General features: G+C 42.8%; 21 protein-coding genes and 1 other RNA gene. 16 read left to right on the top strand and 6 right to left on the bottom strand.

Features of this window, described 5'->3' with window-relative positions:
- Positions 1-170 precede the first annotated feature (170 nt).
- The 4 genes from BV375_RS20470 to BV375_RS20455 all read right to left on the bottom strand — a co-directional run bounded on the left by BV375_RS20470 (position 171) and on the right by BV375_RS20455 (position 5,482).
- Positions 171-377 (bottom strand): phycobilisome linker polypeptide, encoded by a 207-nt coding sequence (locus tag BV375_RS20470; RefSeq protein ID WP_086763683.1) that lies wholly within the window; start codon positions 375-377, stop codon positions 171-173.
- A 231-nt stretch (positions 378-608) separates the two neighbouring features.
- Positions 609-1,097: an allophycocyanin subunit beta gene (apcB, locus tag BV375_RS20465; protein WP_086687640.1), complete on the bottom strand. Its 489-nt coding sequence runs from the start codon at positions 1,095-1,097 to the stop codon at positions 609-611.
- Positions 1,098-1,162: 65 nt separating this feature from the next.
- Positions 1,163-1,648, bottom strand: coding sequence for an allophycocyanin subunit alpha (gene apcA / locus BV375_RS20460; RefSeq protein ID WP_086763681.1), 486 nt, complete (start codon positions 1,646-1,648; stop codon positions 1,163-1,165).
- Positions 1,649-2,083: 435 nt separating this feature from the next.
- Positions 2,084-5,482 (bottom strand): phycobilisome rod-core linker polypeptide, encoded by a 3,399-nt coding sequence (locus tag BV375_RS20455; protein WP_086763679.1) that lies wholly within the window; start codon positions 5,480-5,482, stop codon positions 2,084-2,086.
- A gap of 388 nt (positions 5,483-5,870) precedes the next feature.
- Here BV375_RS20455 and BV375_RS20450 point away from each other — a divergent pair, with 388 nt between their 5' ends.
- From BV375_RS20450 to BV375_RS20390, 14 genes are all read left to right on the top strand, one after another.
- A complete protein-coding gene (locus tag BV375_RS20450; protein WP_086763677.1) occupies positions 5,871-6,401 on the top strand; it encodes a hypothetical protein in 531 nt (176 codons plus the stop codon).
- A gap of 242 nt (positions 6,402-6,643) precedes the next feature.
- Positions 6,644-7,825, top strand: a complete 1,182-nt coding sequence (locus BV375_RS20445) for a class I SAM-dependent methyltransferase (RefSeq protein WP_086763697.1) — start codon at positions 6,644-6,646, stop codon at positions 7,823-7,825.
- Between the two features lie 239 nt (positions 7,826-8,064).
- Complete coding sequence (locus BV375_RS20440) at positions 8,065-8,589, top strand: PEP-CTERM sorting domain-containing protein (protein WP_086763675.1); 525 nt, start codon at positions 8,065-8,067, stop codon at positions 8,587-8,589.
- 485 nt (positions 8,590-9,074) lie between these two features.
- Positions 9,075-9,554, top strand: a complete 480-nt coding sequence (locus tag BV375_RS20435; RefSeq protein ID WP_243713997.1) for an ATP synthase subunit I — start codon at positions 9,075-9,077, stop codon at positions 9,552-9,554.
- A gap of 61 nt (positions 9,555-9,615) precedes the next feature.
- Positions 9,616-10,377 carry a F0F1 ATP synthase subunit A gene (gene atpB, locus BV375_RS20430; protein WP_208095878.1) on the top strand — a complete coding sequence of 254 codons (762 nt, stop codon included), beginning with the start codon at positions 9,616-9,618 and terminating at the stop codon, positions 10,375-10,377.
- Positions 10,378-10,528: 151 nt separating this feature from the next.
- Positions 10,529-10,774: an ATP synthase F0 subunit C gene (gene atpE / locus BV375_RS20425; protein WP_008233924.1), complete on the top strand. Its 246-nt coding sequence runs from the start codon at positions 10,529-10,531 to the stop codon at positions 10,772-10,774.
- Positions 10,775-10,955: 181 nt separating this feature from the next.
- The gene (locus tag BV375_RS20420; protein ID WP_086687634.1) at positions 10,956-11,387 is read left to right on the top strand and encodes a F0F1 ATP synthase subunit B'; all 432 of its coding nucleotides are present in this window, start codon (positions 10,956-10,958) and stop codon (positions 11,385-11,387) included.
- Between the two features lie 163 nt (positions 11,388-11,550).
- Complete coding sequence (locus BV375_RS20415; RefSeq protein ID WP_086763673.1) at positions 11,551-12,120, top strand: F0F1 ATP synthase subunit B; 570 nt, start codon at positions 11,551-11,553, stop codon at positions 12,118-12,120.
- Positions 12,120-12,674 (top strand): ATP synthase F1 subunit delta, encoded by a 555-nt coding sequence (atpH, locus tag BV375_RS20410; protein ID WP_086687632.1) that lies wholly within the window; start codon positions 12,120-12,122, stop codon positions 12,672-12,674. Before BV375_RS20415 ends, atpH begins: the two co-directional genes overlap by 1 nt.
- Before the next feature lie 156 nt (positions 12,675-12,830).
- Positions 12,831-14,351 carry a F0F1 ATP synthase subunit alpha gene (gene atpA, locus BV375_RS20405; RefSeq protein WP_086763671.1) on the top strand — a complete coding sequence of 507 codons (1,521 nt, stop codon included), beginning with the start codon at positions 12,831-12,833 and terminating at the stop codon, positions 14,349-14,351.
- A 153-nt stretch (positions 14,352-14,504) separates the two neighbouring features.
- Positions 14,505-15,452 (top strand): F0F1 ATP synthase subunit gamma, encoded by a 948-nt coding sequence (locus tag BV375_RS20400; protein WP_086763669.1) that lies wholly within the window; start codon positions 14,505-14,507, stop codon positions 15,450-15,452.
- A 183-nt stretch (positions 15,453-15,635) separates the two neighbouring features.
- Positions 15,636-16,024, top strand: a transfer-messenger RNA (tmRNA) gene (gene ssrA, locus BV375_RS20395).
- 221 nt (positions 16,025-16,245) lie between these two features.
- Positions 16,246-16,422, top strand: a complete 177-nt coding sequence (locus BV375_RS37015; protein WP_166507486.1) for a hypothetical protein — start codon at positions 16,246-16,248, stop codon at positions 16,420-16,422.
- Positions 16,403-17,215: a hypothetical protein gene (locus BV375_RS20390; protein ID WP_086763667.1), complete on the top strand. Its 813-nt coding sequence runs from the start codon at positions 16,403-16,405 to the stop codon at positions 17,213-17,215. The genes BV375_RS37015 and BV375_RS20390 overlap by 20 nt, the downstream gene beginning before the upstream one ends.
- Positions 17,216-17,269: 54 nt before the next feature.
- On the opposite strand, the gene BV375_RS20385 is transcribed toward BV375_RS20390, so the two are convergent.
- Positions 17,270-17,956, bottom strand: a complete 687-nt coding sequence (locus BV375_RS20385) for a Uma2 family endonuclease (protein WP_086763665.1) — start codon at positions 17,954-17,956, stop codon at positions 17,270-17,272.
- A gap of 112 nt (positions 17,957-18,068) precedes the next feature.
- Between BV375_RS20385 and argS the strand changes: the two genes are divergently transcribed.
- Positions 18,069-19,835 (top strand): arginine--tRNA ligase, encoded by a 1,767-nt coding sequence (argS, locus tag BV375_RS20380; protein WP_086763663.1) that lies wholly within the window; start codon positions 18,069-18,071, stop codon positions 19,833-19,835.
- Positions 19,836-19,910: 75 nt separating this feature from the next.
- On the opposite strand, the gene BV375_RS20375 is transcribed toward argS, so the two are convergent.
- Complete coding sequence (locus BV375_RS20375) at positions 19,911-22,679, bottom strand: ATP-binding protein (RefSeq protein ID WP_086763661.1); 2,769 nt, start codon at positions 22,677-22,679, stop codon at positions 19,911-19,913.
- Positions 22,680-22,808: 129 nt separating this feature from the next.
- On the opposite strand from BV375_RS20375, the gene tmk reads away from it, so the two are divergent.
- Complete coding sequence (gene tmk / locus BV375_RS20370) at positions 22,809-23,450, top strand: dTMP kinase (RefSeq protein ID WP_086763659.1); 642 nt, start codon at positions 22,809-22,811, stop codon at positions 23,448-23,450.
- Positions 23,451-23,618: the final 168 nt, after the last annotated feature.

Here is a 23,618-nt window from a genome sequence, read left to right as displayed (position 1 = left end):
TGCGTCCCCCAATCGGGGGTTTGGGGGAGAATCCCCCAAATCTTGGTTTTTGTTCGACAGATGAGAACTCTTATCACCTTAACTGAACCGTATTGAAATATAAGTAACAAAAAAGAGGCCCATATAGGCCTCTTCATAACTCCCTAATAATAATCTTCTGTGTATAAAAATTACTGCAAACCAGTGTTAGCACCTTGCTTACCAGTTGCCAGTTCCACTTTAACGATTTTGCCGCCAGCTTTTTGAATCCGTTGCTGTTCGCGGAACCAGTTCTCATAGGGAACTAACTTGGTGAAGTAGGTATTTTGCAATTCGCGTTGGGTACGGATTCGGGTTTGGCTGGGAACACAAGCAGTAACTTTAAACAACCGGGCCATGCTTTGTAATCTCCTGTGTAATTGTGAAAACTTTTTTATTTGAAAAATCTTGAGTGCCAATCTTTAAAAATTAATCGCTCCAAGGCTGGAAATCAAGCATCAATACTAGACCGCTAACACTCATCATTATTAATTGTTTCAACAAGGTAAGCGATAGAACGCTCTAGCACTCACGATTGATTTCCAGTCCTTAATAAAGCCGCACCTAAATTCTTAAGTGCTAACTAGCTCTTAGCTCAAGCCAGAGGAGATATAGTCTAGGTAAACGCCCATTTCTTTACCGGCATCAGAACCTACCAAACTGGCAGTTACTTCCTTGATGGATTGGATAGCTTGCACGGTAGCACCGATGGGTACACCCAAGGAGTTGTAGGTTTCCTTCAAGCCATTCAGCACGCGCTCATCCAGAATGGAAGGATCGCCTGCCAACATAGCATAGGTAGCATAGCGGAGGTAGTAGTCTAAATCGCGGATGCAAGCAGCATAGCGACGGGTGGTGTACATGTTACCACCGGGACGGGTGATGTCAGAGTACAACAAAGACTTTGCTACAGCTTCTTTAACGATCGCAGCAGCATTGGCGCTGATGGTGCTAGCAGCACGTACCCGCAGGTCACCAGTGGAGAAGTAGCCTTTTAACTTCTCTAGAGCAGCGGTATCTAGATACTTACCTTGAACGTCCGCAGAGTTAATTACAGCGGTAATTGCGTCTTGAGCCATATTGTTAATTCCTTATTTCCAACCGTATTGCAATACTTCGGTTTCAGCAGAGAAACAGCTTCAACTTACGATAAGGCACCGACTACATAGTCGAAGTAAGAGCCAGCTTCAGCAGCGTCTTCAGAAGACAGCAAGGAAGCAGCAACATTCTTCAGACCACGGACACCTTCAGCAACGCCTTCGATAGGAGTGCCCAAGGACTTGTACATTTCACGAACACCTACAACACCGATTTCTTCGATGGGGGTAACGTCGCCTGCAACGATTCCGTAGGTAACTAGGCGCAAGTAGTAATCCAAGTCGCGCAGACAGGTAGCAGTCAATTCTTGACCGTAAGCATTGCCACCAGGAGAGACAACATCAGGACGCTTTTGGAACAGTTGTTCGCCAGCTTGCTTAACCAGACGCTCGCGGTTGTCGGTTAAAACTTGAGCAATCCGCAGACGGCGCTCACCACTGCTAACAAAGCTCTTGATCCGATCTAGCTCACCAGGGCTGAGATAGCGGGCTTCTGCATCAGCATTCACGATGGACTTCGTGACGATACTCATTAATGGATTCCTCCAACTAAGAATGAAACCAGAATTTGATTAAACTGGTGCGATTTTAACTTTGGTTGATAGTAGCTATGTTTTTTCGCTTTTTTAGAAATAACAGTTGACAAACTGGTATTACTAGTGCATTACGAATTGCTTGAGCGATTACGATTACACAAGCACTTAAAACTCAGCTACCTTCCGCAAAATATTCTCCGGCATTATGTTGAGCATTTATGACTGCTCTTAATAGTTTGTAATATTCCTTTTCAGATTTACGTCAATTTCAACAATCTGAAAGCAATATTAAGAAAAGTTGCGTCACTGAGTTTAAGAGTCCACAGCCAAAGGTCAAGAGTAAAAAACTTTGGACTCTTGAACGCCAGTCGCCTCAAGTCAGGAAACCAGCTCACGGCGCTGGCTCCCTTTGACTGTTGATTTATTAACTATTTAGCGAGCGCTAGGGCGTCCCGTTAGTACAGAAGGAGACAAACTAGACCAAGATTGTTTCACCAAGTCAGCTGCCGCCTCTACACTGCCGAGGTAGTTACCTGCTGGCAGGGATGGGAAGCGTGGGTAAGGCACCACATCTTCACCAAAGTAACGGGCATACTCTGAACTATCGACAATTGCCTCTACAGCAGCTCGCAAACCCTTATCGGCCAGCAACTTGTTATATTGGCGGATTTCGCCTTGAGTTGCAGGTGCGCGTCCCAACAGGTGACGGAACAGGTACTCAATCACCTTGGTGTTGGGATAAGGCGTATAGAACCGTTTGCGATAGATTTCTGAACTGGCCAGTTCACGTACAAACTCACGCACCGAAATTTCTCCATTCCGGAGTTTGCTGTCTAGTTCAGTCCTACGATAGTAATCAGGCACTTGACCGCTAAATACATCCAATACCTGACGGTAAATGGCGTTGATCACCAGTTGTCTTTCTGGTTGGTTTGTGCCGTCTGTTAAACGGTAAATACGTGCAGGTTTACGGCGGGTTGTACCTACACCAACTTCCACCGACTGACCTCGACCATCGTTGTAAGAACGGCCTAGTTCAACAAACAACGGCTTGCTCTGATCGATTTGTTTTGCTTGGGCTGCCAAATCTGCGATCGCTTTCGCCAAAATCGGTGTCTTAGCAGACTCAAGGCGTGGTTGTACTGGCTTAAAGCTAGGTATCACCACATCATCATTCTGCTTAGTCAGCTGTTTGTACAGCTTTTCAGTATTCGGGAAGTTGGCCGCAGGTAGAGTTGGGAAGCGACGATAAGGTACTGTATCTTCACCAAACACCTCGCGATACTCGGCACTGTTCACCAAAGTACCAATAAAGGCACGAATACCTTGAGTAGCCAAAATTTGGTTATACTTGCGGATTTCTGCCTGATCTAGCGGTGCCCGTCCTAGGAAATGTTTAGTTCCTAGTTCAATCACCTTGGTATTGGGATATGGTGTGTAGAACTCTTTGATGTACAGGTTTGAGTTACCCAAACCTTCAATGAATTCTTTAACAGTGATTTCGCCGTTACCCAGTTTGCTTTCTAAACCTGTAAATTCGTTTTGAGCAATATAAGGTGCAATATCGCGTTCAAAAATCTGGCGATAGGCAGCGCTGATCAAAGTTTGCACAGCAACTTTGTCGCTGATATTCGCCACCTGCTTAAAGACTTTTGTTTGTTCCCGTTGCTTGCTAACACCTTGGTTAATGCGGAATTGAATATCCGGTTCTGTCCGCTGTTCTGTAACAGCACCTAAGGCGACAAAGCGTGGTGTTTCTTCCTTCTGGATTCTGCCACCAACATCTTCGCGAATACTGCCAACCCGCAGTTGTCGCAACGCCACACCACCTGGAGTTAGATAGCGTTCGTAAGGAACTGTATCTTCTCCAAATGCCTCAGTGTATTCCACACTGTCAATGATCGCGTCAACTACGGCATAAAAGCCTTTTTTAGAGGCGATGTCAAAATATTTATTATTTTCTTGACGACCGTAAGTTGGACGACCTAACAAGCGACGGTGGATATATTCGATCGCTTTACAAACGTACAGCGATGTCCAGTACAGCTTACGGAATAAATCCGACTTAGCCAAAGCACGGACAAATTCCCGCACGGAAATTTCGCCATTTTCCAGCTTGATTTCTTGGACTTTTAGGCGCTGACCTTCGTAAACATCACGACCAAAAACTTGCAGGTAAGTAGCTTTAATTACTGCTTGGGTCGAGCTTTCGGAGAACTTAACACTTGCACCTTTAGCAGCCTTTTTGCCAATCGTGCCTGGCAGTTGATCCAACCGGAATACCTTGGGACCTAAGGTACCAGGAAACGCACCCCGTGCTTGGGGATTGCTGTTCTGGTTATTAATACCTGGCCCTTGGTGAATTAATATCCGCTTGGTATCCTTGCTGAAAGGAGCTGGACTGCTGCTAGGATTGCGAGTTTCTTTCGGGAAAATCGCCCCAAACTGAATTTCTAAGGGGTCGTTACCTGAACCGTAAGGATGCTGATCTGGTAGTGGGCGATCGTAAGCAGCGAAGGTAGTAATGAATTGAGGTACTTTACGGAAAGGCGCACTGTAGTTCAACAGGTCTTGCTGTGGTCCCCAGTTGCGACATTCTTGTGCCTCTTGACCCAGACCACGGAGGTAGGGTACTGTCTCTTCGCCGAAGTAGTCACTGTATTCTTCAGAATCTACTAAGGCATCCACTAAAGCTGGCAGACCACCGTTAGAAACAATCGCGAAGTATTTTTGTACTTCTTCACGGCTACTTGGTCCCCGTCCCAAAATATGACGGAAAGCCAGTTCAATCACTCGGCTGTTAATAAAAGGCTGGTAAAACTGTTTTTGGTAAAGGGGAGATTTGGCTAGACGACGGACAAACTCTTTAACTGAGATGTCGCCGTTCTTCACCTTAGATTCCAGATCAGAGATTGACAAGCTGTAAGCACGGGTAATGTCGCGCTCAAAGATTTGCCGATAAGCCGCTTTGATAACTTCGGTTTTTTCGCTGGATGATAATCCAGGCTTCATTACAAACTTGGGACGCCGCTCTGCCGCAACAAAGTAAATTTGAGGCAGTTGCAACCCTTGCTGGTCACCAGAAGGTCTTTGGCGGAGTTTAGTTGAAGGTGTTGGTGCTTGAAATTCTGTTAGCAACACATCCATGTACTGAGACACAATCTCTGTAGCCGCAGCATCCCTGCGGAAATAAGAAAGTGACGCAGCTTTGATTTCTTGTAAAGCGACAATTGTGGCTTCACCAGAACAGGCATTTTCAATAATTTCCCGCAAACCTCTTGTATTTACGGTGATGATGTTGGGGTCACCAGCGACGATCGCATAGGTAGCATAGCGCAAGAACCAGGATAAGTCCCGCAAGCTCTTAGCCATGTTGCTAGGACCGTAACGAGCAACGTTGATTGGTCTGAAACCTGGAGGTGTCGGACCACTGGGAGAACTGTTAAAGATTGAGCGTAAATTTTCTAGGAATCCTCCTCGACTTTCAACGTAGGTTACAGTTCCTAGTTTCATGCCTTCTTGAACATTCCCACTCCCAGTACTGGCTAGTGCCAATTCTGGTTCTCTTGGCTTTTCTAAAAAAGCCATTGGCGAACCACCAACAAAAATTCTGTTGGCAGCCCGAGATACAATAATCTCGGAATTTTCCGTGAGCGTCTGGGCAATTTCTAAACGCTTTGCACCAGATGCAAAATAGCTTGCCAGTTCATTCAGTTCACCAGTTCCCAAAAAGCGGTCTTGTTGCTCCGCTTGGGAAATTGTAGCTACTGCTAGGGTTTGATATAGTTGCGGACGCGCAACTGAGCTTCCACCACTTGCCTTAACACTCATCGGATTTGTAAAACTCCCATCATAAGCATTTATGTGTTAAGTCTGGGTCGCTTTGAGGCTTGACACATTGGTGTAGTCATGCCTTAAGAGTACCGCCTTCAAAACTGCCAGTAAATTAACCCAGTCAGCTTTTAGATTAGAACGTTTTGCGGCTTCCCTGTTGATTTATTAAGAAGTATGTAGAACATGACGTATCCAGGCGATAAGTTCCAGAGCTAATACTCTTGCTTCTCTGAAATCAAGACTAAGTTTTGTATCTAAAAGTTACAAAAACCCACAAAAGATATTTTGGATTTTCAAAATCAGTGACCTTGAGGCCGAAGGACTTGTTACTGAAGTTTTGTAAGTTATGCTGTTGCTATAAATACATTTAATTAGGAAATAACCCATGCTAAAAAGTAATAATTTTTACTTAAAACTTTTTTTTGCTTTATCTACCTTGGCTATATCTCTGTCCCTTACTCCTGCCAATGCCTTACCAGGACAAAATATAACTACCGTCGTAAATTGGGCAAAAACCAGAGCAACTTTACCAACGCTAAAGTACAACAGCGAAGCACATGGTTATGACGGCACAAAAGGAAAATTATATTTTTATGCTGATGTAACTTCCCAGCATGGGACAGTGACTAAAGAGGGAATAACTGTTAGTGGTGATTCCAACCTTAAATTCACTCAGAAAAATACCAAAGCAGTGAAATTAGTTCAAAATATCTATAATTCCAGCATTGCTAACGACTATCAAAAGTCTCGCTATGTTATCAAGATTGGTCGAGACCAATTCTCTCGTGGTCAGAAGTATGCCTACATCACTACTGAAGTACAAGGTGGCTCGGCATTTAAGATTATTCTCTTAAGTACTCTACAAGAGGAAATAAATAATGCCAAATTTTGTCAAACCCATCAATGCGATATCTAGCACTCCTATTTAATTTGTGAACTTACTTGTAAAGGCAAGCAATCGGCGATAGGCAAAAGAAAGACAGCGTTTAAGTAGTATTGTTTAATAAAACTGGATTTGCAAAAAAGTTAATAACTGTGTTGGTCGCCAGACATGCAAAGGCAAGCAATGATCGTGAAACTAGAACCTTCTTGCCGTGAGAAATGGGGAGTGTCAAACCACATCTGCTAAACTCAATTTTGCCCCCAGAATTACTTGTTATGTCCGACGCCCAAACTGTTAGCGCTGCTGTTGCCAAACTCTACAACACTTACCCCTTTCCGCCAGAACCTCTGTTAGATGAACCACCTCCAGGCTATAACTGGCGCTGGAATTGGCTGGCTGCTTACAATTTCTGCACTGGTCAAAAACCTCAAAAACAAGACATCCGCATTTTAGATGCTGGTTGTGGTACGGGGGTAGGTACAGAATACTTGGTTCATCTCAATTCTCAAGCTTCTGTTGTAGGCATTGACCTCAGTGCTGGTGCTTTAGCAGTAGCAAAAGAGCGCTGTCAGCGTTCTGGAGCCAACCGCGTTGAGTTTCATCACCTCAGCTTGTACGATGTGGAACAGTTGCCAGGAGAGTTTGATTTAATTAATTGCGTTGGTGTTTTGCATCATTTACCTGATCCAATTCGCGGTATTCAAGCCTTGGCGAAGAAGTTAGCCCCAGGTGGCTTGATGCACATTTTTGTCTATGGAGAGTTGGGACGCTGGGAAATTCAACTCATGCAAAAAGCGATCGCTCTTCTTCAAGCTGACAAACGTGGTGACTATCGTGATGGTGTACAGGTCGGGCGGCAAATATTTGCTTCATTGCCAGAAAATAATCGGATTGTCAAGCGCGAAAAAGAGCGCTGGTCGTTGGAAAATCATCGGGATGAAAACTTTGCCGATATGTATGTTCATCCCCAAGAAATTGATTACAACATTGAAACTTTATTTGAATTAATTGATGCTTCTGGCTTAGAATTCATTGGCTTCTCAAATCCTGGTTTTTGGCAATTGGAAAGACTTTTGAGTAATGCACCAGAGTTAATTGAACGGGCAAAAGAGTTGAGCGATCGCCAACGTTATCGCTTAATAGAATTACTAGACCCAGAAGTTACCCATTACGAATTTTTCCTTGGTCGTCCCCCTATTACCAAAACCGACTGGTCAGATGATAATAGCCTATTAGCGGCGATTCCAGAACGTAATCCTTGTATGGATGGATGGCCAAGTCAATGTATATTTAACTGCGATTACCAGATTGTCAATTTGTCAGCACAAGAGTTTGAGTTTCTGCAAAGGTGTAATGGCGAGTTAACAGTAGCAAAGATATTGGCAGATGTGCAGGTGGAGTTGGATGTAGTAAGAACGCTTCTTAAGCAGCAGCTAATTTTGTTAACACCGACTTAAATTAAACCGTAACAATTGCTGTATTTCTATTACGCTCCGGACGTTTGACACGATCCGGATTTTTTGTGCTGAAAAAATATACATTCATTTTAAATTTACACAAAGCTGCCACAATATCAAGATTTAGTCAAAATTAGTTTTTTTGCTTCCGTATAAAAGTAAATGATAATACATTACAACGAGCCTCGTTTACGAGCTTGTACTTAAAAAATGAAACTAATTGTTTGGAGAATTTGCGGATGAAATTAGCTAAAAAGCTCAGCATTGCTGCGGCTAGTATTGCTTTGTCGTTTGCTGCTGTTAGTGCTAAACCCGCACAAGCAGCAAGTGTCAATTTCGTTAGTCAATTAGGTGGCACATACAACTACAATGTACTTGCTACTGGAACACCCTCAGAAAAGCTACTTAAGTCTGCTAGCATCACGCTCTCAGGCTTGGAAGGTGTAACTGGAGTAAATGTAAATTCATCATTTCTGAATTTAGTAGGATTCGATGCCAACAATGTGTTTTTGACACTTAAGAAGGCAACGGCGAATACTTTGACAGGAAACCCATTTACAGGATTGGACTTTTCCGTAGTAAGTTCATTTACAACACCGAGTCCAGTAAGTTTTTCAGTTCTAAGTGGTACTAACTTTAATGCTGGCAATACCACAGGACCTTCAGATGTTCCCGAACCTATGACAGTTGGTGGCTCATTACTAGCTGTTGGTTTTGGCACATGGATGAAGCGTAAGAAAGCAGAATCTGCTCAAAAAGCTTAGTCAAGAAACCGTTACAACTCAACCCTCTTAGTTAACTGGGTGCAAAAACCACTTTGATATACATCTACCTCATGCCCTCAGAGATTACCTGTAACTCTTTCTGAGGGCATTTATAATTTGCCTGTTCTTCACAATGGTCCTAAGTGGTAGACAAAATTTATCATCTTAGTATAAAAGGAGATCGCTGATAAATTGTCGATAACTTTTAATTTAGAGTAGCTAAATAAACCTTTCATTAACTGTCCCAGCAGTATCTTGGTAGTACAAATCCAAATACTAGGGGTTTCACGGAATTCATCTTGATAAAATTACTAAGCAGCAATTTTTAACAGATAAAGAGCGAACACACATCCTTCTTGCTCTTCCCCTGTCTAACTTCCTCCTCATAGCACCTTATTTAGTTGATTGTTTGCTGCTGACAAGAAGTTAATTGTTTTTTTCTAAAGTATTGTTACCAGATCGTGATATGATTCAGCTGACTGAATGTGCAGTCATCATCGTTAGCTGTACTGGTTTTGAGTCCCGTGAGCTTGTCAGACGAATCAACTGCATCAACTCCAACAACAAGTCAAAATGCTGAGTCTGGTTCTCTTGACACAGAACGAGTAAACTCAATGGAGGAGTTCTATCAACTCTACCAGAAGTTGTTGGTAATCACACTTGTCTTAACAGGGATTATTTTTATCTCTGTGTGGATTTTTTATTCACTAAACATTGCTCTGAATTATTTGATTGGGGCGTGTGCAGGTGTGGTTTACTTAAAAATGCTGGCCAAAGACGTTGAGCGACTCGGTGGTGAGAAAAAGCGTCTGAGTAAAAGTCGTTTTGCTCTATTTATTGGGTTGATTGTATTAGCAACTCAATGGCATGAGCTACAGGTTATGCCCATATTCTTGGGATTTTTAACTTACAAAGCCACGCTCCTCGTCTACACCGTGCAAACTGCGTTCCTTCCTGATTCTTAATAAAGTCAGGCTCACAAAGACAATACTCCCATCCTCGCTCGTTGGGGAAAATGCTTGAAGAATGCAAATGCTTAGTGTCTTAAACGCCTTTAATTCATTTCCCCTAGCCGAATTAGAAGTAGGTCATCATTTCTACTGGCAATTGGGCAATCTGAAAATTCATGGGCAGGTTTTTCTCACCTCATGGTTTGTGATTGGCGTTCTAGTAATAGCTTCACTAGCTGCTACTCGCAACATACAAAGAATTCCCAGCGGCATCCAAAATTTGATGGAATATGCCCTAGAATTTATTCGGGATCTGGCAAAAAACCAACTTGGTGAGAAAGAGTACCGCCCTTGGGTGCCGTTCATTGGCACATTGTTCTTGTTTATCTTTGTATCGAACTGGTCAGGCGCGCTCATTCCTTGGAAGCTAATCAAGTTGCCTTCTGGTGAATTGGCAGCTCCCACCAATGATATCAATACGACCGTAGCATTGGCATTGCTAACTTCTTTAGCGTACTTTTACGCGGGTTTTAGCAAGCGGGGTTTGGGCTACTTTAAAAAATATATTGAGCCAACGCCTGTTCTGTTGCCGATCGCGATCCTAGAAGATTTTACCAAGCCCCTCTCCCTAAGCTTCCGTCTATTCGGAAATATATTGGCGGATGAATTAGTAGTAGCGGTGCTGGTTCTGCTTGTTCCTCTATTTATACCTCTGCCTGTCATGGCTTTAGGTTTATTTACCAGTGCCATTCAAGCCCTGGTATTTGCTACCCTGGCCGGGGCATATATTCATGAGGCAATGGAGGGGCATGGTGGAGAAGAGCATGAGGAGCATTGACGCTTCTCAGTAGATAGCACAGTTCCGACGAGCGTCAAAGCTCAAAACGTCGCCAAGCGCGATTTGTGAGAACTTGGTGCAGCGTGAACAACACGTCTTTACTAGTTAACCTACTTTTGTTAGTTCTGTACTTCAAGCAAGGAAAATCATCATGGATCCATTAGTTTCTGCTGCTTCAGTTCTGGCTGCTGCTCTAGCAATTGGTTTAGCTGCAATTGGCCCTGGTATCGGTCAAGGTAATGCCGCAGGTCAAGCAGTAGAAGGTATTGCCCGTCAACCTGAAGCAGAAGGAAAAATTCGGGGTACTCTGCTGTTAACCTTGGCGTTCATGGAATCCCTGACCATTTACGGTCTGGTAATTGCTCTGGTATTGCTGTTTGCTAACCCCTTTTCCTAAAACCTAAGAGTTTTGTTAGTGTAGAGACGTGAATCCTCACGCCTCTACAGATCGAAATTTTTTGGGTATTTAGTCGTTCTGATGTAAGTTGACCCTTGTTGGCTATGGGTCTCTAAAATTATGAAAGGTTGGATGTTGTTGCTAGCCATGAAAACTGCTACTCCAGCCAAAGAGGAGAGAAATGTTTGATTTCGATGCTACCTTGCCCTTCATGGCATTGCAGTTCCTGCTATTGGCAGCTTTGTTGAATGTAATTTTCTATAAGCCACTGACCAAGGTACTGGACGATCGCGATAATTACATCCGAACGAATACCCTTGATGCCAAGGAACGTTTGGCTAAAGCTGAGCGTTTAACCCAAGAATATGAGCAGCAGCTAGCAGAAGCTCGCAGGCAGTCGCAAGCTACTATAGAAGCAGCTCAGGTTGAAGCTAAGAAAATTACTGCCCAGAAAATCGCTGAGGCGCAACAAGAAGCTCAGCAAGAGCGAGAACGTGCTTCTATTGAAATAGAGCAACAAAAGCAAGAAGCTATGCGTTCCTTAGAACAACGCGTTGATGCTCTAAGCAGACAGATTCTAGAAAAACTATTAGGACCGACTCTAGCTAGATAAGCGATAGTACAGGTTCTGTGAAAGCATAGGCGCAAATGGGCAATTATCCCAGAGCGCATAATTAAGTGTCAAAAAAGGCACTTTTTTCCTTCGGGAAATTAAGACAGTTTAATTTCCCTGCGGGAAAATACAACGTATTAACAAGCGAGCAGCGCACTTGTAGATGGGTAACATGGGCACATTCTTATTACTTGCCGCAGAAGCGAACGCTGTTCACTCTGAATTGGCAGAAGGCGCAGCAGAAGGTGGTTTCGGTCTAAACCTAGACCTTTTTGAAACCAATCTCATTAACCTAGCGATTCTGGTTGGCATATTATTCTACTTCGGACGTAAAGTTTTAAGCAATATCCTGAACGAGCGACGCTCAAAGATTGCAACTGCAGTTCAGGAAGCAGAACAGCGCTTAAAAGAGGCACAAATTGCTCTATCTCAGGCACAAGGGCAGTTGACCCAAGCTCAGGCAGAGGCACAACGCATCCGCAAAGCTGCTGAAGAAAACGCTCAGGCGGCTAAAGAAGCTCTATTGGCACGAGCTGGGCAAGACGTGGAACGCCTGCGACAAACAGCAGCAGCAGATTTGAACACAGAAAGAGAACGAGCGCTTGCCGAACTGCGGCAGCGAGTAGCCGCGCTGGCATTGCAAAAAGTCGAGTCACAACTGCGGACTGGTATTGCTGACGATGTTCAACAAACAATAATTGACCGCAGCATCGCACAGGTGGGAGGACGCTGATGAAAAGTAATGTAGAAACAGCCGAAGTAGCCCAACCTTATGCACAGGCTTTGATGTCAATAGCCAAATCCCAGAATCTGAGCGAACAGTTTGGCGAAGATGCGCGTGCGTTGGTGAATTTGTTGAAAAATTCAGCGCCACTGCAAAACTTAATTGACAATCCATTTATTCAGCCTGAACGGAAAAAGGCAGTGCTCACTCAAATACTGGGTGATGGCGCAAATCCCTACTTACGCAGATTTTTGCTGTTGTTAGTAGACAAACGCCGTATTTTCTTCTTGGAAGCAATTTTACAGCAGTATTTGACGTTGTTGCGCCAGCTGAATCAAACCGTATTAGCGGAAGTCACTTCAGCCGTTCCCCTCACAGAAGCTCAACAACAAGCTGTAATAGATAAGGTTCTTGCAATCACTAATGCTCGCCAAGTAGAACTAGACACCAAAATCGACAGCGACTTAATTGGTGGTTTGATCATTAAAGTAGGATCGCAGGTAATTGACGCCAGTTTACGTGGTCAATTGCGCCGCCTTTCTTTACGCTTAACCAGTTCCTAAACAGTGAGGAGTTAGGAGTTGGGAGTTAAGAGTTAAATAAAAAGTAAAAAGTAATTTATTTTGAAATTTAACTTTTAGCTTTTGCATTATTAACTCATAACTCTTAACTTCTATAAAGATTACTCTGTTCAGTCTCCCAAGAAAAAAGATAGACACATGAGCATTTCCATCAGACCTGACGAAATTAGTAACATTATTCAACAGCAAATCGAGCAATACGACCAAGATGTCAAAGTTGCTAACGTCGGTACCGTCCTGCAAGTCGGTGACGGTATTGCCCGGATTTATGGTCTAGAAAAGGCTATGGCTGGGGAGCTATTAGAATTTGAAGACGGTACAGTTGGTATCGCCCAGAACTTAGAAGAAGACAACGTCGGTGCGGTATTAATGGGTGAAGGTCGGGAAATTCAAGAAGGTAGCTCTGTAACCGCTACTGGTAGAATTGCCCAAGTACCCGTAGGGGAAGCGTTGATTGGACGAGTTGTGGATGCCTTAGGTCGTCCCATCGATGGTAAGGGAGATATCAAGACATCAGACAGCCGTTTGATTGAATCTCCAGCTCCTGGTATTATTGCTCGTCGGTCTGTGCACGAACCGATGCAAACCGGAATTACAGCTATTGACTCCATGATTCCCATCGGTCGTGGTCAGCGGGAATTGATCATTGGTGACCGCCAAACTGGTAAAACTGCGATCGCAATTGACACAATCATCAACCAAAAATCAGAAGATGTAATTTGTGTCTACGTTGCTGTTGGTCAAAAAGCTTCCACTGTAGCTAACGTCGTGCAAACACTGCAAGACAAAGGCGCAATGGACTACACCGTAGTCGTCGCCGCTAACGCCAGTGACCCTGCAACTCTACAATTCCTCGCTCCCTATACCGGAGCCACCATTGCTGAGTACTTCATGTACAAAGGCAAAGCTACTCTCGTAATTTACGACGACCTTTCCAAGCAAGCCCAAGCTTATCGCCAAATGTCCTTGCTGCTACGTCGTCCACCCGGACGGGAAGCTTACCCTGGAGACGTATTCTACATTCACTCTCGCTTGTTAGAAAGAGCAGCGAAGCTGAGTGATGAATTGGGTAAAGGTAGCATGACCGCCCTGCCAATCATCGAAACCCAAGCAGGTGACGTATCAGCATACATCCCCACCAACGTAATTTCGATTACAGACGGTCAGATCTTCTTGTCTTCTGACTTGTTCAACGCTGGTATCCGTCCTGCGGTAAACCCCGGTATCTCCGTATCCCGTGTGGGTTCTGCGGCGCAAACCAAGGCGATGAAGAAAGTTGCTGGTAAGATTAAGTTGGAACTAGCTCAATTTGATGACCTGCAAGCCTTTGCGCAATTTGCTTCTGACTTAGATAAAGCTACTCAAGACCAGTTGGCACGGGGTCAACGCTTACGGGAACTACTGAAGCAGCCCCAAAATGACCCACTATCTGTATACGAACAAGTAGCAATTCTCTATGCGGGTATCAACGGTTATTTAGATGATATTCCTGTAGAAAAAGTTACTAGCTTCACCAGAGGACTCCGCGATTACTTAAAGACAGGCAAACCTCAGTACGCCCAAGCAGTGCAAACCTCCAAAGCACTAGGTGACTCTGAAGAAGCTGCTTTGAAGGAAGCGCTAACCGAATTCAAGAAGACCTTCAAAGCGACAGTGTAATACTGTGCTGAGTGCTGAGTGTTGAGTGCTGAATAAGACAAGGAGTTGAGAGTAAGAAAACGCAAGTTCTTATAATTTAACTTCCTACTAAGCTTAGTACTCAGCACTTTATGCCACTCGGAACTCAGGACTCAGGACTCAGGACTTAAGAATATGCCTAATCTTAAAGCAATACGCGATCGCATTCAGTCGGTTAAAAACACCAAAAAAATCACCGAAGCCATGCGGCTGGTAGCTGCGGCGAGAGTACGCCGGGCGCAAGAACAAGTATTAGCAACCCGTCCATTTGCTGACCGTTTAGCACAAGTTTTATACGGTCTACAAACCCGTCTGCGGTTTGAAGAAGCCAACTTACCCCTGCTGAGAAAGCGGGAAGTGAAGTCAGTGGGCTTACTGGTGATTGCAGGCGATCGCGGTTTATGTGGTGGTTACAATACTAACGTCATCCGTCGCGCCGAAAATCGTGCTAAGGAACTCCAAGCCGAAGGTGTAGATTACAAATTTGTGTTGGTGGGACGCAAGTCTATCCAATATTTTCAACGCCGCAATCAACCAATCGATGCTACCTACAGTGGCTTAGAACAAATTCCTACAGCAGCAGAAGCTAACAAAATTGCTGATGAATTGCTTTCTTTGTTCCTATCAGAAAGTGTAGACCGAATTGAGTTAATTTATACCAGATTCGTCTCCTTGGTGAGCTCCCGTCCAGTGGTGCAAACTCTGCTTCCTCTCGATCCTCAAGGTTTAGAAGCAGCGGATGACGAAATCTTCCGCTTGACAACTCGTGGCGGTCAATTTGAAGTAGAACGGCAAAAAGTGACTACTCAAGCCCGTCCTTTAGCCCGCGACATGATTTTTGAGCAAGATCCCGTACAAATTCTCGATTCTTTATTGCCCCTATATTTGAGCAACCAGCTATTACGGGCACTGCAAGAATCAGCGGCTAGTGAACTAGCAGCACGGATGACTGCGATGAACAACGCCAGCGACAACGCGGGTGAATTGATTAGAACCCTATCGTTGTCTTACAACAAAGCTCGACAAGCTGCAATTACCCAAGAACTTCTAGAAGTTGTTGGTGGTGCTGAGGCATTAACTTAGGGAATTGTCAATTGTTACTTTGTAATAAATAGCCAATTGCTAATCTTAAAATAACTAGCAATTGGCTATTTTTAGTATTTAGCTGTTGAGTAGTGAGAAATTACTCTAATCCAGCATCGCAAAATTTTTTGTCTTAACACACAATTTAAAAACAGCGTATTATAATTGAAGTATGAAGCACATGGGTCCGTCACGGTTTCGACAGGTTGGCGAACGCTGCTCTGTGATTCAGGTCGAGAGTGAGTCTCCTCTCGGAAATCCAAGGCTCAAAACAAAAGTAAATGCGAATAACATCGTTAAATTTGCTCGTCGGGAAGCTCTAGTAGCTGCCTAAACGCCTCTTATAGGTTCGAGCGTCTTTAGTCCGACTCCGTTAAGGGCTAAGGACAAACCCCAACGGATGCTCTAGCAAGTGTTCTCTGGTTAGCTTGCTAGAAAAGACTTAATCAGAGCATCCTACGTTCGGGATAATGAACGATTCCCGCCTTGAGGGTCAGATAGGCTAAACCTGTGAATGAGCGGAGGGTCAATACCCAATTTGGACAGCAGTTCGACTCTGCTCGGATCCACTAAAAGTATTAACAAGTCCACCTGGTAATTTGATATCCAGGTGGATTTTGTTTTTAAAATTATATAGATTTAAGTATTACTTGGTTGTAATTTACTTGGTGATTATACGGTTTTTTAAACTAGTAAGAATAGATTAAATTTGACTTTATAAGTTAAAAAAATATATCAAAACTGGGGCAAAATCCTAAGCTTCAAGGGTAGTTTAGCAAAATAAGGTAATTATATGTCTAGCGACCAAGCTGCTAAATCAATGGCATCCCGAATTGCTCTATCATCCTCAAAAATTGCTTTGGCAGCATTTGAGAATTATATAACAGAAAAACTTAATGAGAATACAGAGAGCCAGGTAAAAACGAACTCGAAGCCCAAAGTAAATATTAATGAACCCAAATCCTTCTAAAATTCTGCGATTGTTTGCTGAATTGCAGGATTGTTTATACCACGGCGACACTGTAAAAAACGCAATTACCCAGATATGCAAGCATACAAGAGACGAAAGTATTATTAAAACTTGCCAAGTTATTGCTGAAGTTTTAGAAATAAAATTTGATATTAATTTTGCTCAAGTTAACACTGACTCCCATTTTCAAGCAGTTCACCAATTGCAAAAGCATCTGAACTGGGTAATGCAAAAATATGAGGAAATACAAAAATGTGTAAATGAGTACAATCCAAAGTGGTCTGATCCTTTATTGAAAATCATCGATACTGAATTAGCAAGACTATCGCAGTTAATCATACTTCTAGATAGAGAGCCTGATATCTGTGATCATAAAGGTAATTTAATACGTCCCAACGATTTAGTTGTCTATCCATGTAAAGATGAACAAGGTAGAGATTATGACCACTATGGTGTTGTAAGAGCTACTGCAAGGGGTTACAGAATTGCACACTTTTTTACAGGTAAGACGGTAAAACCGACAGGTAAAATTGTAAGTGTGGGAATTGGATATGTTCACTTTGCTCCTTACACACCAGACTGGTTGTTTAAAGAACGTCCTGAACAAAAACATCCTGAAAAAGCTTCAGACATCGAAATTGAGGCGCGTATTCAGAAATCTAGAGAAAAAATTCTCTGTGCAAAAGATACTCTGTGGAATCTACTAAACTACAACTGCGAACATTGGGCTAGAGAAATGGTATACAATGAGCCGAGTTCTACTCAAGCCGAACAGATAAAAGCAAGAAATTAAGTTTAACAATTGAATTTAGCAGAGATAAATCGAGTGATTGCACTCTGCAATTCCCTAAATATCTTCTGGGTTAATTCCCAAATCCCGCAGCTTTTGTGCCAGTCTATCAGCGCGTTCTCTTTCTTGTTGCACGAATTCCTCTGGTGTCAGTAATTTCCGTCCATCTTGGTCGTACCAGTATAACCACTCTCGCGTTCGGCCCAAGTAAGTACCGCGTTCTTGCCCTATTGCTAAACCAATTTCTGGCATCCACACCCGTGAGCCTGGTTGCAAAATATAGTTGCCCTCAATTAAGCGATAAACTTCTAGGGGTTCTCGTTTGCGGCGATATTTGCGACTAGGCACGTAAATGGCGTAATATAAAATTCCTAATTGGGCATAATCAATTTTTTTCTGTTCATACTCGCCACCATAAGTTTTCGAGACGACTTCTAGGGCTAAGATAGGAACAGTACCCGCCTCTTCCCAAAGTACATAACTTAAGCGCCCCTCTTCTTCTACAAAGCGTTCTACTCCTAAGCTGAGAAATCCATCTGGTACTAATGGCGGTTGTAATGGTGCATAATAAATGCCCATATCTACACCAAAAAACCAGTCAGCACGGTCATTCCATGCTAAAGCCAAAATCGCTTCTAATAAATTAGGGATGAGGTTTTGCAGCTCGTTATCCACTGGGGTATCGTCAGAGTCGGGAAGTTCTCCCGAAGATGGCAAACAGTCAAGGGGGTTGTACTGTACCATGACAGTCTTGAGTTAGTAATGGTAACTATATTTTAAGGTTAAAATAATCAAGCTTCTGGGAATATCCACCTCTCAACAGTCACATTACGCCTGTTACAGATAACATTTATATATGAACGCTACACAAGAACAACTAAAACATAAATTTGAACAGGCCTTGGTGGCTGCGTTTGGCGCTGAGTATGCTGGAGTAGATCCGATTTTGGTTCCTGCTAGCAATCCTAAGTTTGGTGATTATCAGGCGAATGTGGCTTTATCCCTGAGTAAAAGATTAGGAAAGCAACCAAGGCAGATTGCAGCTGCGATCGCTGATAAACTAGATGTATCAGAAATCTGTGAATCACCAGATATAGCTGGGCCTGGGTTTATCAATCTGAAACTGAAAACTGCATACTTGGAGGCACAATTAAACGCTATTCAAGCAGATTCCAGATTAGGTGTGCCAACGGCAAAAACACCACAGCGAGAAGTTGTAGATTTTTCCAGTCCGAATATTGCTAAGGAAATGCACGTTGGGCATCTGCGCTCAACTATTATTGGTGATTCCATTGCCCGGATTTTGGAATTTCTGGGACATGATGTACTGCGGTTAAACCATGTGGGTGATTGGGGTACTCAATTTGGGATGTTAATCGCCTATCTACGAGAAGTTTACCCAGAAGCACTTACCACTGCCAACGCTTTAGATATTGGCGATTTAGTGACTTTTTACCGTAAAGCGAAACAGCGGTTTGATGCAGATGAAGCATTCCAAGAGACAGCACGGCAAGAAGTTGTCAGATTACAAGCAGGTGCGGAAGATACAATCCATGCTTGGAAACTGCTGTGTGAACAGTCAAGACAGGAGTTTCAGGTAATTTATGACTTGCTGGATGTTAAGGTAACAGAACGTGGCGAATCTTTCTACAACCCCTTACTACCGGGAATTGTGGAAGATTTAGAAAAATCTGGGTTACTGGTAGAAAACCAAGGAGCGAAGTGTGTATTCTTGGAAGGATTTACCAATAGAGAAGGTGAACCTCTACCTTTGATTGTGCAAAAATCTGATGGTGGTTATAACTACGCGACAACAGATTTAGCCGCCTTATGCTACCGGATTCAAAAAGATGAAGCAAAGCGGATAATTTATGTAACGGATGCTGGACAATCAAACCACTTTGCCCAATTCTTTCAGGTTGCACGTAAAGCCGGATGGATTCCCGATGATGTGGAATTAGTTCATGTACCTTTTGGTTTGGTGCTTGGGAAAGATGGTAAGAAGTACAGAACTCGTGCAGGAGATACAGAAAGGTTGCGGGATTTATTGGATGAAGCAATTTCTCGTGCCCGTGCAGATTTAGAAGTTCGATTAAAAGAAGAAGAGCGCGAAGAAACAGAAGATTTTATTAACAATGTTGCTGAGGTAGTTGGTATTAGTGCAGTGAAATATGCTGACTTAAGCCAAAATCGCACGAGTAACTACATTTTCAGCTACGACAAAATGCTGGATCTTAAAGGTAATACTGCACCTTATATGCTGTATGCTTATGCACGGATTCAGGGAATTAGCCGCAAGGGTGATATTAACTTTGAACAGTTAGGAGAAAATGTCAAAGTCCTATTGCAACATGAAACAGAATTAGCACTGGCAAAATATTTACTGCAACTCGATGAAGTTATTAGTACTGTAGAGCAAGACTTGTTACCCAATCGGTTATGCGAGTATTTGTACGAACTGAGTAAAAAGTTTAATCAGTTTTATGATCGTGAGCATGGTGTTCAAGTGCTAAATGCTGAAGAACCTCTGCGGACATCTCGCCTAGTTCTATGCGATCTGACTGCTAGAACCCTCAAGTTAGGTTTATCCCTGTTGGGAATTCAAGTACTAGAAAGAATGTAGAAGTTGGGATTTATGAGAAAGCGATCGCAAATGCTATAACAAGGCAGAATTAAAGTGCGATCGCTTTTTATGTTTTCATTGATGTAGGGGAATTTCAATCACAAATTCTGTACCTTTACCAGGAGTAGAAAAACATCGGATTTTTCCTCGATGTTTTTCGGTAATAATCTGATAACTAATAGATAAACCTAAACCAGTACCTTTACCAATTGGTTTAGTAGTAAAAAACGGTTCAAATAATCTCTTTTGTACGCTTTCTGGAATACCAATTCCATTATCGACAATACTAATAATTAGATGTTTAATCTCTGTAACTTTAGTTACAATCCGAATCTGGGGAGCATTTATTTTTGCTTGTTCTAAAGCATCAATGGCATTCACTAGAACATTCATCAATACTTGATTGAGTTGTCCAGGATAGCATTCTATCAACGGAAGATTGCTGTATTCTTTGATAACTGCGATTTCTGGACGGTTATTTGTAGCCTTGAGGCGATGTTCCAGAATCATTAAAGTACTGTCGATGCCTTCATGAATATTTACTGCTTTCATTTCTGCCTCATCCAAGCGAGAAAAGTTTCGCAGAGACAGCACAATTTCTGTAATTCGTTTAGCTCCTACTTTTATAGAAGTAAATAACTTGGGTAAGTCTGCCATTAAAAAATTTAAGTCAATAGCCTCAGCTTCCTCCTGAATTTCTGGGACTGGATGAGGATAGTACTTTTGGTATAGTTGCAGTAGCCTGAGTAAATCTTGAATATATTCATTGGCAGGGGTGAGATTGCCATTAATAAAGCTAACTGGATTATTGATTTCGTGTGCTACACCAGCTACTAACTGACCCAAACTAGACATCTTTTCGCTTTGCACTAGTTGGGATGCTAGCTGCTTTGCTTCTTCCTTTAACTGTGCCTCGGAGTGTCGTAATAACTCCTCTGCTTGTTTGCGCTGGGTAATGTCGTGGAGAATAACAACATATTCCCGAAAATCTTGATGGGGTCGGTCTGAAATCGAAACTTCTAGATTCCTAACGTGACCTTTGTACAGTAGTGTCTGTTCGCTGCGTGTTGTCCATTGTTTTGGGTAGTAGGCTAATTCTGGGAACCATTTATTAAGATGATTGCCCCGCAATTCCAATCGGTTGACACTAAAAAAAGATTCAGTTGCGGGATTGGCTTGTAGGATAATACCCCGATCGTCCACTGCTAAAATGCCATCTTGGGCCACAGTAAATAAGTGTTCGGCAGCTTCTCGTGCTTCTGCGATCGCTACTACCTGAGGTAAACTTGTCCAACAAGCGATCGCTACCCCAACAAATGCTACTGTTATCAGCAAAACCACAACCAAATTGCCAAAATTAGTGGTAGCAACTTTATTCAACTGCCAACCAAATAAGCAGCCAACTAAAACAGCACTGCACAAAAGAAAAATCAGGATACTCACCTGTAGCATCACAGAATCTTGGAATTGATTTGTCCGCCGTAATTGATATAGCTTAAACCACCAACTAGAGCGAAAAATAGCAATAGGAATGTAGCGCACTAAGGCATCGATTGCTAATACAATAAAGGGAGCTAATAATCCGGTAAAAAAATCTTTCCAACCCCAAGCATAGGCTCCGACTAATAAGATTACTATCTCTAGGAAAAAGATACCCAAAGTCAGACGGGGAAGCACTATATCCAACTTAGCTCGTTGTCGCCATAAACCTAAATGCAGCAGCATGAATGATATAAACCAAGCAGAATTTGCAGCCGCAACGATGTGAGCTACATCTCCCCAAATAAAATAAATCATGCCTAAAATCAGGCTGAGAGTCAAAGATGAACCAAAGACTCCGCGACGTGACACTACAGAAAATACTGGTGCTAAGTGTTTGTCTATAGCTAACTGATAGATGATGCGGGGACAGTTAGAAACTGTTGTTGCCGAACCTAATAAACAGGAACCTGCTAGCAAAAAAGTGGCGATCGCTGGGGCAAAATGTCCCCAAAATGGTGTAGAAGCTGCAACAAAATTTAAAAAAGCATTATCACTTAAATCTGGGGCATTTGCTAAACGCATAATCACCCAAGAACCACCCACAAACACAGGTAGCATTAACCAAGCAGCTATGTCTAGAAAGCTGAGAGTTCTCTGCGGATCGCGACTATCGGCTACAAAAGATGTAGCAGTTTCACAACTATAAGTTGTATAGCTGACGAAATAGAACCATTTTGCCCAGTCAATAAAGCTGAAAGTTGACCAGTTACTAGGAAAAAAGCCAGGACTAACGCTAGAAAAAGCTAAAAATCCTAAACCTTGTAGACAAAAGGTAAATAGCAAAATGAAGGCTGGGATGGCAAAAAATAGATGCAAAATGCTTAAAGCCCGTGTACCACTGAAAGCAACAATGAAAGGCAGTAATATAAAGCTAATTTTTAAAAGTGCCTCTGGACAGTTAATACTTAATGCCTCAAGATTGACTTTGATGATATCTGTGAGTACAACAGCATTGACCGAGAGAAAGGAAAGCCAACCTAGGAGATATCCAATTGCTGCATAGCGAGCAATCAAAGGATGGCGTTGCCACAGTTGAGTTGTATAGTTAGGAGTTCCTCCAGCTACATCAACTAAATTTCTACCTAAATGCTTCATCTGATAATTTAGCAGCATCCCAACAATCACACCAGGAACCCAAACAAAAACTGCTTGCGTTCCCAAAGCAGCATGAACAGCCGGCACTACTGATGTCCAACCCAGATGGGATGTCAGCCCAAAGGCCCAAGTTTCCCAAGAACTCAGGCTTCGTGGCAAACCACGAGATGGCAATTGATACAAAGCAGTACTATCAGAATGGAGCATAAGTAGCAGTTTAAGGAAACTTCTGTCAACCTTACTAGTTAGAGTTCCCACTCTGTAGGATCGATCAACATACCTGGTAGCCTAATAAAGCGTACTTTTAACAGTCAGTAGTAGCAAAATTAACAAAGCATGGATGGCAAATTAATTGTGTTTGAAGGAGTGGAAGGCTGCGGTAAAACAAGCCAAATGAAGCTTTGTGCCCAGTGGTTACAAAGTCTAGGCATTTCTGTGGTAATCACTCGTGAACCGGGGGGAACAGAATTAGGTTTGGATATTCGTCGCTTATTGCTGGAAAAAGCGGATAACAAACCAATTGCAGAGTTGACAGAAATATTGTTATATGCTGCTGACCGAGCGCAACATGTTGAACAAGAACTTAGGCCAAATTTAGCAAAAGGGAAATATATCTTATGCGATCGCTACACTGAATCTACTATTGCCTACCAAGGTTATGGTCGGGGTTTGGACATGAGTTTAATTAAGCAACTAAATTATATTGCTACTGGTGGTTTAGAAAGTGACCTAACTCTCTGGCTAGATGTCGATGTGGAAGTGGGACTGGCTCGCAAACGCGGAGATGAGCAAGTATTTGACCGCATCGAACAAGAAACTATCGCCTTTCATCACCGAGTACAGCAAGGATATGTAGAGTTAGCTGCATTATATCCACAACGCATTATCCGGATAGATGGAAGTTTGAGCAAGGAAGCTGTACACCAGATAATTCAGGCAAACTTGCGCGATCGCCTCCAATCTTGGCTTGCCTTTTAGATCAACTCGTAGCATAGTAATATTTTTAATTTTACACAGGATGCATAAGTATTACTGTGTGGTTGATATAGTATGACCATCTTAAAGTATATTCTGGTAACTGAATAGCTGTATTTTCCACATTGATCGCAAGTTATGCGATCGCGTAACTTGCCGAGCTTTGTGCCA

Source organism: Nostoc sp. 106C, assembly GCF_002154725.1.
Classification (GTDB): Bacteria; Cyanobacteriota; Cyanobacteriia; order Cyanobacteriales; family Nostocaceae; genus Aulosira.
The sequence above is the reverse complement of the archived record's forward strand: the minus strand, read 5'-3'. Positions and strand labels throughout refer to the sequence as shown.

What these genes read in the sequence shown, in the direction of transcription:
- BV375_RS20470 (WP_086763683.1), bottom strand. Translation starts at nt 377, where the DNA reads ATGGCCCGGTTGTTTAAAGTTACTGCTTGTGTTCCCAGCCAAACCCGA.
- apcB (WP_086687640.1), bottom strand. Translation starts at nt 1,097, where the DNA reads ATGGCTCAAGACGCAATTACCGCTGTAATTAACTCTGCGGACGTTCAA.
- apcA (WP_086763681.1), bottom strand. Translation starts at nt 1,648, where the DNA reads ATGAGTATCGTCACGAAGTCCATCGTGAATGCTGATGCAGAAGCCCGC.
- BV375_RS20455 (WP_086763679.1), bottom strand. Translation starts at nt 5,482, where the DNA reads ATGAGTGTTAAGGCAAGTGGTGGAAGCTCAGTTGCGCGTCCGCAACTA.
- BV375_RS20450 (WP_086763677.1), top strand. Translation starts at nt 5,871, where the DNA reads ATGCTAAAAAGTAATAATTTTTACTTAAAACTTTTTTTTGCTTTATCT.
- BV375_RS20445 (WP_086763697.1), top strand. Translation starts at nt 6,644, where the DNA reads ATGTCCGACGCCCAAACTGTTAGCGCTGCTGTTGCCAAACTCTACAAC.
- BV375_RS20440 (WP_086763675.1), top strand. Translation starts at nt 8,065, where the DNA reads ATGAAATTAGCTAAAAAGCTCAGCATTGCTGCGGCTAGTATTGCTTTG.
- atpB (WP_208095878.1), top strand. Translation starts at nt 9,616, where the DNA reads ATGCAAATGCTTAGTGTCTTAAACGCCTTTAATTCATTTCCCCTAGCC.
- atpE (WP_008233924.1), top strand. Translation starts at nt 10,529, where the DNA reads ATGGATCCATTAGTTTCTGCTGCTTCAGTTCTGGCTGCTGCTCTAGCA.
- BV375_RS20420 (WP_086687634.1), top strand. Translation starts at nt 10,956, where the DNA reads ATGTTTGATTTCGATGCTACCTTGCCCTTCATGGCATTGCAGTTCCTG.
- BV375_RS20415 (WP_086763673.1), top strand. Translation starts at nt 11,551, where the DNA reads ATGGGTAACATGGGCACATTCTTATTACTTGCCGCAGAAGCGAACGCT.
- atpH (WP_086687632.1), top strand. Translation starts at nt 12,120, where the DNA reads ATGAAAAGTAATGTAGAAACAGCCGAAGTAGCCCAACCTTATGCACAG.
- atpA (WP_086763671.1), top strand. Translation starts at nt 12,831, where the DNA reads ATGAGCATTTCCATCAGACCTGACGAAATTAGTAACATTATTCAACAG.
- BV375_RS20400 (WP_086763669.1), top strand. Translation starts at nt 14,505, where the DNA reads ATGCCTAATCTTAAAGCAATACGCGATCGCATTCAGTCGGTTAAAAAC.
- BV375_RS37015 (WP_166507486.1), top strand. Translation starts at nt 16,246, where the DNA reads ATGTCTAGCGACCAAGCTGCTAAATCAATGGCATCCCGAATTGCTCTA.
- BV375_RS20390 (WP_086763667.1), top strand. Translation starts at nt 16,403, where the DNA reads ATGAACCCAAATCCTTCTAAAATTCTGCGATTGTTTGCTGAATTGCAG.
- BV375_RS20385 (WP_086763665.1), bottom strand. Translation starts at nt 17,956, where the DNA reads ATGGTACAGTACAACCCCCTTGACTGTTTGCCATCTTCGGGAGAACTT.
- argS (WP_086763663.1), top strand. Translation starts at nt 18,069, where the DNA reads ATGAACGCTACACAAGAACAACTAAAACATAAATTTGAACAGGCCTTG.
- BV375_RS20375 (WP_086763661.1), bottom strand. Translation starts at nt 22,679, where the DNA reads ATGCTCCATTCTGATAGTACTGCTTTGTATCAATTGCCATCTCGTGGT.
- tmk (WP_086763659.1), top strand. Translation starts at nt 22,809, where the DNA reads ATGGATGGCAAATTAATTGTGTTTGAAGGAGTGGAAGGCTGCGGTAAA.